At 27.1% G+C, this 13,187-nt stretch carries 13 protein-coding genes; 1 reads left to right on the top strand and 12 read right to left on the bottom strand.

Features of this window, described 5'->3' with window-relative positions; genetic code table 11:
* Position 1 precedes the first annotated feature (1 nt).
* The 8 genes from nusA to ACTT9R_RS02795 form a co-directional block, all read right to left on the bottom strand.
* A complete protein-coding gene (nusA, locus tag ACTT9R_RS02830; RefSeq protein ID WP_440926555.1) occupies positions 2-1,555 on the bottom strand; it encodes a transcription termination factor NusA in 1,554 nt (517 codons plus the stop codon).
* A 99-nt stretch (positions 1,556-1,654) separates the two neighbouring features.
* Positions 1,655-2,824, bottom strand: coding sequence for a methionine adenosyltransferase (metK, locus tag ACTT9R_RS02825; RefSeq protein ID WP_440926554.1), 1,170 nt, complete (start codon positions 2,822-2,824; stop codon positions 1,655-1,657).
* Positions 2,817-4,361, bottom strand: coding sequence for an apolipoprotein N-acyltransferase (gene lnt, locus ACTT9R_RS02820; RefSeq protein WP_440926553.1), 1,545 nt, complete (start codon positions 4,359-4,361; stop codon positions 2,817-2,819). The genes metK and lnt overlap by 8 nt, the downstream gene beginning before the upstream one ends.
* Before the next feature lies 1 nt (position 4,362).
* Positions 4,363-4,824 (bottom strand): rRNA maturation RNase YbeY, encoded by a 462-nt coding sequence (gene ybeY, locus ACTT9R_RS02815; RefSeq protein WP_440926552.1) that lies wholly within the window; start codon positions 4,822-4,824, stop codon positions 4,363-4,365.
* The gene (locus ACTT9R_RS02810) at positions 4,817-5,812 is read right to left on the bottom strand and encodes a PhoH family protein (RefSeq protein WP_440926551.1); all 996 of its coding nucleotides are present in this window, start codon (positions 5,810-5,812) and stop codon (positions 4,817-4,819) included. The genes ybeY and ACTT9R_RS02810 overlap by 8 nt, the downstream gene beginning before the upstream one ends.
* A gap of 3 nt (positions 5,813-5,815) precedes the next feature.
* Positions 5,816-7,144: a tRNA (N6-isopentenyl adenosine(37)-C2)-methylthiotransferase MiaB gene (gene miaB / locus ACTT9R_RS02805; RefSeq protein ID WP_440926550.1), complete on the bottom strand. Its 1,329-nt coding sequence runs from the start codon at positions 7,142-7,144 to the stop codon at positions 5,816-5,818.
* A 2-nt stretch (positions 7,145-7,146) separates the two neighbouring features.
* A complete protein-coding gene (locus tag ACTT9R_RS02800; RefSeq protein ID WP_440926549.1) occupies positions 7,147-7,560 on the bottom strand; it encodes a Fur family transcriptional regulator in 414 nt (137 codons plus the stop codon).
* Positions 7,561-7,569: 9 nt separating this feature from the next.
* Positions 7,570-7,911 (bottom strand): peptidase M22, encoded by a 342-nt coding sequence (locus tag ACTT9R_RS02795; protein ID WP_440926548.1) that lies wholly within the window; start codon positions 7,909-7,911, stop codon positions 7,570-7,572.
* Here ACTT9R_RS02795 and ACTT9R_RS02790 point away from each other — a divergent pair.
* A complete protein-coding gene (locus tag ACTT9R_RS02790) occupies positions 7,904-8,965 on the top strand; it encodes a polysaccharide deacetylase family protein (protein WP_440926547.1) in 1,062 nt (353 codons plus the stop codon). The genes ACTT9R_RS02795 and ACTT9R_RS02790 overlap by 8 nt on opposite strands.
* Here ACTT9R_RS02790 and ACTT9R_RS02785 read toward each other — a convergent pair.
* The 4 genes from ACTT9R_RS02785 to murJ are packed head-to-tail and all read right to left on the bottom strand — an operon-like array spanning position 8,962 to position 13,163.
* The gene (locus ACTT9R_RS02785; protein ID WP_440926546.1) at positions 8,962-10,026 is read right to left on the bottom strand and encodes a glucosaminidase domain-containing protein; all 1,065 of its coding nucleotides are present in this window, start codon (positions 10,024-10,026) and stop codon (positions 8,962-8,964) included. The genes ACTT9R_RS02790 and ACTT9R_RS02785 overlap by 4 nt on opposite strands.
* A 6-nt stretch (positions 10,027-10,032) precedes the next feature.
* The gene (locus ACTT9R_RS02780) at positions 10,033-10,575 is read right to left on the bottom strand and encodes a NifU family protein (RefSeq protein ID WP_440926545.1); all 543 of its coding nucleotides are present in this window, start codon (positions 10,573-10,575) and stop codon (positions 10,033-10,035) included.
* A gap of 52 nt (positions 10,576-10,627) precedes the next feature.
* Positions 10,628-11,629 (bottom strand): tryptophan--tRNA ligase, encoded by a 1,002-nt coding sequence (gene trpS / locus ACTT9R_RS02775; protein ID WP_440926544.1) that lies wholly within the window; start codon positions 11,627-11,629, stop codon positions 10,628-10,630.
* Positions 11,630-11,633: 4 nt separating this feature from the next.
* Positions 11,634-13,163: a murein biosynthesis integral membrane protein MurJ gene (gene murJ, locus ACTT9R_RS02770; RefSeq protein ID WP_440926543.1), complete on the bottom strand. Its 1,530-nt coding sequence runs from the start codon at positions 13,161-13,163 to the stop codon at positions 11,634-11,636.
* Between the last annotated feature and the right edge of the window lie 24 nt (positions 13,164-13,187).

Here is a 13,187-nt window from a genome sequence, read left to right as displayed (position 1 = left end):
CTCAATCTTTATAAACAATGTTTCTTGCTGACATAATTAACTCATCTGCTTCTTCTTTAGATAAAGCAAAATCTTCAAGATAACCTTGAATTTTAACTCTCTCACCTTTGACTACATCATAACCGCCTGTTAATTCATCAGAAGCTAAGTCTGCAAAATCCTCTAAACTTAGAATTTTTTGCTCGCCAAGCGTAACTAACATTCCTGGAGTTAATCCCTTTAAATTTATCAAAGCATCTTCGAGACCCAATTCTTTAATTCTCTGAGAAATGTCCTCCTGATCCTTTTCATAAAACTCTTTAGCTCTTTCTATCAATGCTTTAGCAGTATCTTCTTCTATTCCTTCAATCTTCATTAAATTTTCAGCTGAACTATCTTTGATATCATCAATAGTTGAAAAACCTTCGGCGACGAGCAACTGACCTAGTGTTTCGTCTAACTCCAAATTTTTTACAAAGTTTTCTGTTTTTTCTTTAAATTCTAATTGTCTTCTCTCAGAGTCCTCTGCATCTGTCATTATGTTGATTTCAAAATTTAATAATTTGGTAGCAAGCCTTACATTTTGACCTCTTCTTCCAATTGCTTTACTTAAATTTTCCTCAGTAAGAATTACATCTAATTTCTTTCTCTCACTATCTACGTTAACTCTTTGTACTTCAGCAGGTGATAATGCATTTGAAACCAAAATTGCAGGATCTTCTGACCAATTAACTATATCAATTTTTTCTCCTTGAAGTTCATTTACTACAGCTTGAACTCTTGAACCTCTCATTCCCACACATGCTCCAACTGGATCTAACGAAGTATCTACAGCTTTCACACATATTTTGGCTCTACTGCCAGGATCTCTAGAAGAAGATTTTATTTCAATTAAACCATCATAGATTTCGGGAACTTCTTGAACAAAAAGTTTTTCCATAAATTTAGGATGGGCTCTGGATAGAAATATTTGTTGCCCTCTAGGTTCTCTTCTAACATCATAGCAATAAGCTTTTATACGATCACCTGCTTTAATGTTTTCACGAGGGATTAATTCATTTTTTTGAATTATTGCTTCAGTTCTTCCTAAGTCAACAATTACATTTCCAAATTCTAATCTCTTTACAATTCCACTTAAAATTGAGTCTTTCTTATCAATAAAATCATTAAATTGTCTTTCTCTTTCAGCTTCTCTTACATTAAAACTAATCACCTGCTTTGCAGTTTGCGCAGCTATTCTTCCAAAATCAAATGAAGGAAGTGGCTGTAATACTTCGTCACCAATAGATTTATCCTTGTTTAATTCATTTAAATTAATTGCATCCTCCAATTTTATCTCGGTATTTGCATTTTCAGGATTTTCAGCAATTATTAATTTTCTAAAAAGCTCAATGTCTCCATTGTCTCTATTTATAGAAACTTTAATTTCATTTTCCTGTCCAAATTTTGATTTTGCAGCTTTGGCGATACCTGTTTCCATAGAACTTATAATTAGTTCTTTATCAATTGATTTCTCTAAAGCTACAGCTTCAGCAATTCTTAGTAATTCAAGTTTATCTGCTCTTTTATTCAACATAATTTTGTTTGCTCCAAAAAAAAATGGGCTTAAGCCCATTTTGTAAAATTCAATGATGTATGAGCAATATAGTAAAGTTTTTTTTTAATTCAACAGAAACTATTTAGAAAAAACGTTAGTTTTATCTGTTTTTTCCCATGAAAATGAACCATTTTCTTCAGGTGCTCTACCAAAATGACCATAGGCGGCTGTTTTTTCATATATTGGTTTATTTAAATTTAACATTTCTCTGATACCTCTAGGGCTTAAATCAAAATTTTCGTTAATTTTTTCTACAACAAATTTATTCTTATCCGGATCATTATCAAATAAATCAACATAAATAGATAATGGTTTTGATACACCAATTGCATAAGCTAACTGAATTAAACATTTTTCAGCAATTTTAGAACCAACAATATTTTTAGCAATATACCTTGCGGCGTAAGCTGCTGATCTATCAACTTTTGTTGGATCTTTTCCTGAAAAAGCACCACCACCATGAGGTGCGGCTCCACCATAAGTATCAACAATAATTTTTCTACCTGTTAAACCACAATCGCCATCCGGACCACCAATTACAAAATTTCCTGTCGGATTTACATAAAACTCATCCTCATTAAAACCATCAAGAAAATTCTCAGGAATAGATTTTAACATATAGGGTCTAAGTAAATCTCTGACTTGCGATTGATTAACATCCGGAGAATGCTGTGAAGAAATAACTACAGATTTTACTTTTGAAGGTTTTCCATTAACATATTCGAATGTTACCTGACTTTTTGAATCAGGTTCAATATTTTTTAATTTTCCAGATTTTCTATCTTCAGCCATTAATCTTAAAATTTTGTGTGAATAATGTATAGGTGCTGGCATTAAAACATCTGTTTCATTACACGCATATCCAAACATAATACCTTGATCTCCAGCTCCTTCATCTTTGTTCCCAGAGGAATCTACACCCATAGCAATATCGGCTGATTGAGAATGTAAATGACTTTCAATTTTTGTAGCTTCTTTCCAAGTAAAACCTTCTTGGTCGTAGCCAATATCTTTTATACAATTTCTTACTTTTTCAATTAATTCATCTTTTTTAATTTCTGGTCCTCTAACTTCACCAGCTAAAACAACTTTATTTGTTGTAGTTAGTGTTTCGCATGCAACTCTAGAATATGGATCTCCCAAAATAAAACTATCAACAACCATATCTGAAATCCTATCAGATACTTTATCTGGATGGCCTTCTGAAACAGACTCACTGGTGAAAAGAAAATTTTTTAAATTACTCATTTCTAAGCTTATTAAATGAAAATATTAAAAAAATATACAATAAAATTATTAATCCAAAAATTTTATTTCCAAATTTTGCAAATGGAGTTATATCTATTTTTCTTGACTCAGTTAAATCTATATAACCTGAATTATTTATTCCAACTTTCTGCTCAATAACTCCTAATGGATTAATAATTGCTGTTGTCCCATTATTTGCTGATCTTAAAACATATTTTCCACTCTCTATCGCTCTAAAAATGCTATGAGTAAAATGTTGCTCTGGTCCGATTGATTTACCAAACCAACCATCTTCAGAAATATTTACAATATAATCAAAGTTGCTGTTTTTAAAAATTTTACCTGAATAAATTATCTCATAACAAATAAGAGGTAATATTTTAAATGACAAATTATTATATTTCAGTTCAATTATGTTTCTTTCTTCACCTTTTGAATATGATTGATAATCATTAGTAATTGTTTTTAAACCAATACTTTTTAATAATTTTTCAAAAGGTAAAAATTCACCAAAAGGAACAAGATTAATTTTTTTATATGAATTTATTACATTAAAGTCATAGTCAAAAATAGATAATGAATTAAAATATTCTACAGTCTTGTTTTTATCTTCTTTGCTATTAATTCCAATTGCCAATAAATGATTTTCGTTGAATTTATTTTCAAATAACCATTTGTATTCTTTTAGTTGGTCTTGTGAGATACCTGGAATAATACCTTCTGGCCAAATAAAAATTATTTTTTCATTTTTTTTTGGAGCGCTTATTTCAATTAGCTCTTCTATTGCAGTTATTGGATCAATATTATTATAAAATCTATCTATGCTTATATTTGAACCCAAAATCCTTACTTTATAGTTAAGATTACTTACTTCTTGTTTGTTAAATTTTTCTAAATTTTGTGAACCAAGTACATAAAATGACATTGTTATAATGAGAAATGCAATACAAACACTAATATCTTTTTTATTTTCTCTTAAAATAAATATTGATGGACTTGTAAATAATGAAATACAGAAAAGATTAAAGCTGTAAGTACCTATAATTGACGTAATATTTAAAATTTCGATTTGATTAGAGAAACTATAAGCAATTAAATTCCAAGGAAAACCGGTTAGTATTGATCCTCTTAGAAATTCTACTATTCCAAATATTAAAGAAAAAAGAAAAAATGAACTCAAATTTTTATTTGATTTTAAAACTGCAAATAAATAAGCAACTAAAGCATAAAACAAGGCTAAGAAGCTAGGTATTAATATTATTGTAAAAGGTATTAAAAACTTAAAATTTTGATCAAACGTTAATGATATTGAGATCCAATATAAATTACTTATAAAATAACCAAACCCAAATAACCAACCATAAAGAAAAAATATTTTTTTATTTTTATAAAACTCAATTTTTTTTATTAAAAATATATAGAATAAACTAAAAGTAATAAAATTTATTACAACATAATTAATTGGAGGTAAACTTAAGGAAGTAAATGCTCCTAATAAAATTAAATAAATTAATTCAATATAAAATTTTTTTTTCAATTTAATTTATTTTTGATTGTACAGATTTGAATAATTGATTTTCCTCTTTTAACATTTTGGAATAATCTTTGTTTTTTTTATGATCAAAACCTAAAAGATGAAGAAACCCATGTATAAATATCTTAGTAACTTTTTCTTTAAAAGATTTTAAATCTTGTGATCTTGGCTTGTCTAAATAATTATAGCTGATGATAATGTCTCCAAGATAAGTATTTTTTGAAATTTTTATTTTTTTATCTAAGGGAAAAGATAAAATATCAGTAGATTTATTTTTATTTCTGAAAATTTTATTTAATTTTTTAATATTCTTATTGTTTGAAAGCAATAGAGTGAAACTTACTTTTTTATTTAAAAATTTATATTTTTTTGGAAAAGCTTTACAGATTTTTTTAAAAAAAATATCCTTATTTTTAAGCCGTCTTGACCAAGCCTTCTCCTCAGAGAAGACATTAATACTAATCATTATTTGTGTATGCTTTAACTATTTTAGAAACTAGTGGATGTCTGACTACATCTGAATGATCAAAATCAACTATGGATATTTCCTTTAGATGTCCAAGCAACTCTTTTGATCGAACTAATCCTGACATGCTTTTATTTGGTAAATCAATTTGAGAAGGATCTCCATTAACCACTATTTTTGAATTTTCTCCAATACGTGTTAAGAACATTTTAATCTGGGTATCTGTAGCATTTTGCGCTTCGTCTAAAATAGCAAAAGAATTTTTAAGGGTTCTACCTCTCATAAAAGCTAAAGGGGCAATCTCTATATCTCCAATCTCAATCATTCTCTGTATTTTTTCAAAGTCGAAGAGATCATATAAAGAGTCATATAAAGGTCTAAGATAAGGATCTACTTTTTCTTTCATATCACCAGGTAAAAATCCTAAACGCTCACCAGCTTCTACAGCAGGTCTTGAAAGAATAATTCTCTCAATCTTTTTTTCCAAAAGCATAGTTAAACCTACAGCTACTGCCAAAAAAGTTTTTCCAGTTCCTGCTGGTCCAGCTGAAATTACAATATCACTCTCCCTCAAAGCTCTCACATAGCTTTTCTGCTTTTCAGATCTAGGAATTATAGATTTTTTTGGAGTTTTTATAATATCCGTAACATTATTATTTTTTACTTTTTCATTAATCATAAATTTATCAACTGATGAAAGTATATCTTTATTCTCTATACTTCCATTATTAATAAACTGATTAGCCAAAAATTGAATAGCGTTTTTAATTTTTTCATTCTTTTCAGGTGTTGATTTAATCAAAATTGAATTTCCCCTTGAATATAACCTGCAATTTGTAATTTTTTCTAATTCTTGTAAATTTTTATTAAATTCTCCAACAACACCCATTAACAAGTTGTTGTCATGAAATATAACACTTAAAGAATTGTTATCTGAATAAACAAATTTTAAAGACTGATCGATATTTTTTTTTTTTATTTCACTCAAGTTCTAAGCAACCTTCTGATCCGAATTGGTTAAAATTTCACCAAATAAAGTATTTCTATTACTATCTTTAATTCTTACTTGCACTATTTTTCCAATATCACTCTTTTTACCATTAAAAATTACAGATGTCATATACTCAGATCTGGCAAAAGCTTTGCTTTTATCTTCAGTTAAATTTTCAACCAAAACATCAATAACTTTACCCTCCAACGATTTGTTCATTCGGATTTGATTTTCAAATAAAATAGACTGAATTTTTTCTAATCTTTCAATAGAAATTTTTTTTTCAATTAATTCTAAATTTTCAGCCACTGTTCCAGGTCTAGGGCTAAAAATAAAAGAATAAGAGTTAATAAATTTAATCCTTTCAATTAAATTAAAAGTATCTTTAAAGTCCTGGTCTTCTTCACCTGGATAACCTATAATAAAATCACTTGAAAATTCTATCTTTGGATTAATTTCTTTTAATTTATCAAAAATGTTTAGATATTCCTCAATAGTATGTTTTCTATTCATTAAATTTAAAATTTTATTAGATCCGCTTTGGACAGGTAAATGTACAAGTGGCATTAACTTTTTAGAATTTTTATAAATTTCAATCAAATCCTCTGTCATATCTTTTGGGTGAGATGTTGTGTATCTAACTCTTTTAATTTCAGATATTTTTTCAATATTTAAAATCAGATCTGACAGTCTGTATCCTTCATTCTCATAAGCATTAACATTTTGACCAAGTAAAACTATTTCTCTTGCGCCATTATCAGCCAAATATTTTGCTTCATCTAAAATTTGACTAAATGGTCGAGAATATTCTGGTCCTCTTGTATATGGGACTACACAAAAATGACAAAATTTATCACATCCTTCTTGAATGGTTAAGAAAGATGATACTTTTCCAGCTTCATTTTTTATTTTACTCAAATATTTAAATTTAGAAACTGCATCAAATTCAGTTTCTTCAATCTTTTTATTTTTTTTAATATAATTTAAAATTGTATCATTAATTTTATGATAAGCTTGGGGACCAATTACTAAATCAATGTAAGGTTCTCTTTTAAGCATTTCCTGATTTTCCGCTTGAGCGACACAGCCAACAATAATTACTAATGGTTTCTTTTTAGATCTAAAAATTTTTTTTACTCTACCTATTTCAGAGTAAACTTTTTCTTTTGCTTTGTCTCTAATATGACATGTATTTAAGAGATAACAATTTGCTTCTTCATATTTTTCTGTTTTTTCATAACCAATTTTTTTAACCGAATCATAAATTCTATTTGAATCATACTCATTCATTTGACAACCGAAAGTTTTGATAAATATTTTTTGATTCATAATTATTGGGATTTTTTCTTAACCCCATATAATTCTAATTTATGGTCAACTAGTGTATATCCATATTTCTCTGCAACTTTTTTTTGAAGCTTTTCAATTTCTTCATCCACAAATTCGATAATTTCACCAGTTTTAACATCAATTAAATGATCGTGATGACCTTCATTCAATTCTTCATATCTAGCTTTTCCACCTTTAAACTCGTGCTTTGTTAAAATTCCTGTCTCCTCAAATAATTTTACTGTTCTATAAACAGTTGCAATACTTATTTTTGGATCAATTTTAGATACTCTATTGTAAAGCTCATCTACATCCGGGTGGTCAGAAGACTCGGACATTACTTGTGCAATAACTCTTCTTTGATCAGTTAATTTAACCCCTTTTGCTAAACATTTTTGCTCTATTGTTTCTGGCATAAAATAATTTTAACTTAAATAAAGAGGGTTAATCAAATTTTTTTTAATATTAAATTTATCGCACAAATCAGGGATATTTTCGTATTTTATGTCTTTTTCACCTTTAAAATCTTGAATGCTATAACAATAGTAATCAATATTATTAGTTAAATTAAATGCTTTAACTATAGAAAGTGAATTTCGTATTCCTGCAAAGCTTCCAGGACCTCTATTTAAATAAATTGTATTAATGTTTTTTAAGCTTAATTGATGAGAATTCAAAAAATCATTAATAATCAAAGTTAATTTTTCATAATTAAATTTAGTATTCTCTTTAGTAATATTATAAATATCATTATTAGTAATGATCATTAAAAAAATTTTTTCACTAGCTACATCAATTATCAGCTTATTCATAATTATTTTATTTTTTAATATCAGTTCTAAATCAGATGAAAATAATATCAAATACTATTCCAATGATGAAGGAATTCTATCAATAATGTATCATCGTTTTAATGAAAATAAGTACCCTTCAACCAACATTAAAATGGATATTTTTAAAGAACATATGGATATTATTAAAAGCTCAAATTTTAATTTTCAAAATCCAAATAATTTTGATGAACAGTTTAATAAAACAAAGTCAAAAAAAGAAATTCTTATAACTATCGATGATGCTTTTGAATCTTTTTATACTGAGGCATGGCCTTATCTAAAAGAAAATAGAATTCCATTTATTTTATTTGTTTCAACTGAACCAGTGGGTAAGAGAGGTTATATGACTTGGGAACAAATTAAAGAAGTTGAAAGTAATAATTTTGCAAAAATTGGACATCATTCCCACACACATGAATATCTTATCGATGTAAGCAATGAGGAGTTTATTTTAGATATTGAAACAGCAAATAAAATTTTTCTAAGAGAACTTGGTTATATTCCTAATCTATTCTCATATCCCTTTGGTGAATACTCAAAATTTATGAAAGGCTATATATCTAAAAATTTCAAATATGCTTTTGGACAGCATTCTGGTGTTATTGATTTAAATAAAGATAAATTTGAGTTACCTAGATTTCCAATTAATGAAAAATATGGAGAATTAAAAAGATTTAAATCAATAATAAATTATTTTCCACTTGAATATAAAAAAATACTTCCTGAGGAAAAACAACTATTCGAAAACACAAACCCTCCAAATTTCAAAGTTGAATTTTTCGAAGAGCAAAAAAATTTATCAAAAATTAACTGTTATTCTAATGAGGGAGACGTTTGGGAAAAATCAAAAACGATATTTGCCAACAACTCTTTAACGATTGAATTTAGAGAACCATTCAAACCAAGAAGAGGCAGAATTAATTGTTCTCTTAATGATAATGGGAAATGGAGATGGTTTGGTGTTCAATTCCCTATAAAAGAAAATTAAATCAAACTTTCTAAATCTTTGCTTGAAGGTAACAATCTAGCCTCATCAAAATCTTTTAAATTATTCTGTTCAATAATTTTTTGTAAAACCTCTATATATTGGTTTCCTGTTTCTGCATATTTATCTAGATGTTTAGATAAAATTAAACTGTCTAAAGGTTTATTTTGATTTCTAAGTTCTGTTCTTGCTTTTCTCAAATTTTTGTATGTAGAGTGAGTATTTAAATTTCTAAGATATGCTCTTACAGAGAGCTGTAAGCTATGAAACTTCATAACTTTATGATCTTTTCCCTCATCGGCATTTTTAGGTTTTAATCCTTCTCCAGACCAAGTCCATTGTCCGAATAAAGCATTTCCTTTTAGAGCAAATCTTGAGGTACCCCAGCCAGTCTCTTTAGCGGCTTGGGCTATTGCCAAAGAAACTGGTATTTCGTCCATTCTTATTTTTAATGTAGACAAATCATTTTTTCTTACACCATATTGTTTATATTTTTTTTCTAACCATTTTTTTTCAATATCAGTATTGCTATTTTTATTTAAAATTGTGAATAACCTTTTTCTATCAACTCTAATTTTATTATTTTCCTTAACTATTAAAGGGAGAACAATTTTTATAAACATATCTTTTCTTTCTTTAGTTTTAGCTATGTTTTTAATTTCGTTTGGAAGAAGACCAATATCTATTGGTTTTACTAATTTTGTATCTCTTACATCTTTTAAATTATAATTTACCTCTTTAAACAATGAGTCAATCTCAGATGTTGTATATCTAACTAGATTAATTTCAGAATTATTTTCTTCTAGAATATCATATAATAAATCTCTTTCATCAGCATCTGCAGTCGAGTCTTCCTCAATTAGCTTATCTTTATTTAAAGTATTATTTAAAATGTTTTTTGAATTATTGGTAAATTCTTTGTTATTAAAATTTTTATCTGTAAAATTAATAAATATTGGAGCTACATAAAAAAATGAAATTACAATAAAAGAACTTAAAAAAAACCTTGAAACGATATTTAGACTTTTATTTTTTACAAAACCTGCTTTTATAACTTTTTTCATAAATTTTTACTGTATTGCAACAACCTCTTTTACTTCTGGTAAATAATGACATAAAAGATTTTGAACACCTTGTTTTAAGGTCATAGTTGAACTAGGACAGCCTGAACAACTCCCTTGTAATTGCACCTTAACAATTCCGTCCTTAAATTCTTTAAATTTTATATCTCCACCATCTCTAGCAACAGCAGGTCTTATTTTTTCTTCTAAAATTTTTACAATTTTTGATTCAATTTCACTTAAATCCAAATCTTCTCCTTTTATATTTTCATCAATTACAAACTCTTTACCATCTGCATAAAAATCATTTATTAGAGAAATTACGATATGTTTTATTTCGTCCCACTTAATGTTTTCTTTTTTATTTACTGAAATAAAATCTTCACCTAAAAAAATGCCCTCAACACCATTTATTGACAAGATATTTCTCACTAATTCATTTTGCATATCTTCTTTATTTGTAATTTCATAAGGACCGCTATTTGAAACTTTCTTCCCAGGAAGAAATTTCAAAGAATTTGGATTCGGTGTTGATTCTGTTTGCACAAACATAAATTATATATAGTGAATATTTTAAAAATTAAAACTTGATAATAAATTTTTATTAAAAACCTACTATTTCTTTAATTCTTTCAATCTTTTTGGATGCAATTAAATTAGCTTTTTCAACTCCATCTAGAAGAATTTCATCTAAATAACTTTTATCTCCTAAAAGCTTTTTTATCTCATTAGAAATAGGTTCAATTTTATTCACAAGCTCATCTGCTAATTTATCTTTAAATTCTGAAAAATTCTTACCTGCAAAATTTTTCACTGAATTTTCTAATGTTGAATTAGTCAGGCTTGAATAAATTCCCAAAAGATTCCTTGCCTCTAATCTTTCATCAAGTTCCTTTATATCTTGTGGCATAGGCAAAGGATCAGTTTTTGCTTTTTTTATTTTGTTTATTATTTGATCTTTATCATCTGTTAAATTTATTCGACTTAAATCTGATAATTCTGATTTACTCATTTTTTTTGATCCATCTTTTAAACTCATTATTCTTGAAAATTCTTTTTGAATTAAGGGTTCAGGAACTTGAAGAAAATTTTCTACTTCAAAATCGTTATTAAATTTTTGAGCTATATCTCTACATAACTCCAAATGTTGCTTTTGATCATCACCTACGGGAACATGAGTGGCATCGTATAATAAAATATCAGCTGCCATAAGAACTGGATAAGAATATAAACCAATACTGGCTTTCTCTTTATCTTTGCCAGCTTTCTCTTTGAACTGGGTCATTCTATTTAACCAACCCATTCTAGCAATACAGCTTAAAATCCATGCTCCTTCTGCATGAGCAGCCACTCTAGATTGATTAAAAATTATACTTTTTTTTGGATCTATTCCACTTGCTATAAAAGTTGCAACAGTTTCCCGAATATTATTTTTTAATTCTTTGGGATCTTGCTTTACTGTAATAGCATGTAGATCAACTACACAAAAAATACATTTGTTATCTTTATCATTATTTAAATCTACAAAGTTTTTTATGGCACCTAAATAATTTCCAAGATGAAGATTGCCTGTAGGCTGAACACCAGAGAATATTTTTTTACCCATAAAATTAATACTTTAATTTAATATCATTCATTTGAAAAGCTTTGATGAAATAACACACAATTAAATAAAACAATAATCCTAATATAACAGATAAAACTAAATAAAAAGATTTAATTGATTGACTAAATGCCAATTCGTTTTGAAAAAAATTTAACATAAAGTTAAAAAATAAACCCATCATAATTGATGCAAAAATTATTTTAATTAATTTAATAAAAAATATTTGGTTAAAATAAAATAATTGTCGATTTTTTAAGAATACAAGTAACAATATTGAATTAAACCAAGATGAAATAGATGTAGCTATTGGGATAATTATAAAACCAATTTCACTAAAATAATATACACTAATGAATATATTAAGAATTACAGAAATCAAAGAAATGTAAAATGGAGTTTTAGTGTCTTGATTTGCAAAGAAAAAACTTGAAAAAACTTTTATCATAGCAAAAGCAGGTAAACCTAATGCAAAATAATATAAAGCTAAGCTTGAGTTTTTCACAGAATTTTCATTGAAAGACCCATAACCAAATAAAGCTGAAATTATTTGTTCTGATCCAATTATTAAAGCAATAGTTGCTGGTAGACTTAAAAACAAACTCAATTCTAGAGCTTTATTTTGTATAAGCAAAATTTTATTATTTTTTCTAGATTGAATATGTTTTGAAAGCTGTGGAAGTATGACAATGCCAATCGCAATACCAGCTATAGCTAAGTTAATTTGATAAATTCTATCAGCATAATATAGATAGGAAACTGCACTTGCTTGAAATGATGCAATTATTGTACCTACTAAAATATTAATTTGAGTGACACCTGAAGAAAAAATACTTGGTAAAAGTTTTTTAAAAAAGAATTTAACTTTGTTACTTACTTTTAATTCAAAACTAAATTTAAGCGAATAATATTTTGATACATATTTATATAAAAATAAAAACTGTAAAAAACCAGCAAAAGAAACACCATAAGACAAATAATAAACTAATTGATCACCTAAAGATTTAGAAAAAATCAATACTAAAATTAAAACAATATTTAAAATTATTGGGGCTGCTGCTGCAGCTGCAAATTTATTATGTGAATTTAGAATCGCAGAAAAAAAAGAAGCTAAGCAAATAAAAAATAGAAAAGGAAAAGTAATTCTTGTTAAATTTATAGCTACCTCCATTTTTTCTAAATCACCCACAAATCCAGGAGCAATAATTGAAACAAATGCAGGCATGAAAATTTCAATTATTATTATTAAAAATAACAACCCTAAAAAAAGTAGATTAAAAATATCATTAGCAAATTTGTTTGATTGTTTTTTTCCCTTAAAAATTTCTGATGAATAACTTGGAACGAAGGCTGCATTAAAGGTGCCTTCAGCAAATAATCTTCTAAAGGTATTTGGAATTCTAAATGCTACAAAAAAAGCATCCGCCAACATCCCTGTTCCAAGAAAAATTGCTATTAAAATATCTCTTAAATAACCCAGCAATCTACTAATGATAGTATAAAAACCAAATGTGCCTGTTGACTTAAGTAAGTTCATAAATCATATTAGTCTTAATTTTAC

The organism is Candidatus Pelagibacter sp., from assembly GCF_052049835.1.
Taxonomy (GTDB): domain Bacteria; phylum Pseudomonadota; class Alphaproteobacteria; order Pelagibacterales; family Pelagibacteraceae; genus Pelagibacter.
This window is presented reverse-complemented; position numbering and strand designations above follow the sequence as displayed.

Excerpts from the sequence above, each read along its gene's own strand:
- nusA (WP_440926555.1), bottom strand. The coding sequence starts at position 1,555 with ATGTTGAATAAAAGAGCAGATAAACTTGAATTACTAAGAATTGCTGAA.
- metK (WP_440926554.1), bottom strand. The coding sequence starts at position 2,824 with ATGAGTAATTTAAAAAATTTTCTTTTCACCAGTGAGTCTGTTTCAGAA.
- ybeY (WP_440926552.1), bottom strand. The coding sequence starts at position 4,824 with ATGATTAGTATTAATGTCTTCTCTGAGGAGAAGGCTTGGTCAAGACGG.
- miaB (WP_440926550.1), bottom strand. The coding sequence starts at position 7,144 with ATGAATCAAAAAATATTTATCAAAACTTTCGGTTGTCAAATGAATGAG.
- ACTT9R_RS02800 (WP_440926549.1), bottom strand. The coding sequence starts at position 7,560 with ATGCCAGAAACAATAGAGCAAAAATGTTTAGCAAAAGGGGTTAAATTA.
- ACTT9R_RS02790 (WP_440926547.1), top strand. The coding sequence starts at position 7,904 with ATGATCATTAAAAAAATTTTTTCACTAGCTACATCAATTATCAGCTTA.
- ACTT9R_RS02795 (WP_440926548.1), bottom strand. The coding sequence starts at position 7,911 with ATGATCATTACTAATAATGATATTTATAATATTACTAAAGAGAATACT.
- ACTT9R_RS02785 (WP_440926546.1), bottom strand. The coding sequence starts at position 10,026 with ATGAAAAAAGTTATAAAAGCAGGTTTTGTAAAAAATAAAAGTCTAAAT.
- ACTT9R_RS02780 (WP_440926545.1), bottom strand. The coding sequence starts at position 10,575 with ATGTTTGTGCAAACAGAATCAACACCGAATCCAAATTCTTTGAAATTT.
- trpS (WP_440926544.1), bottom strand. The coding sequence starts at position 11,629 with ATGGGTAAAAAAATATTCTCTGGTGTTCAGCCTACAGGCAATCTTCAT.
- murJ (WP_440926543.1), bottom strand. The coding sequence starts at position 13,163 with ATGAACTTACTTAAGTCAACAGGCACATTTGGTTTTTATACTATCATT.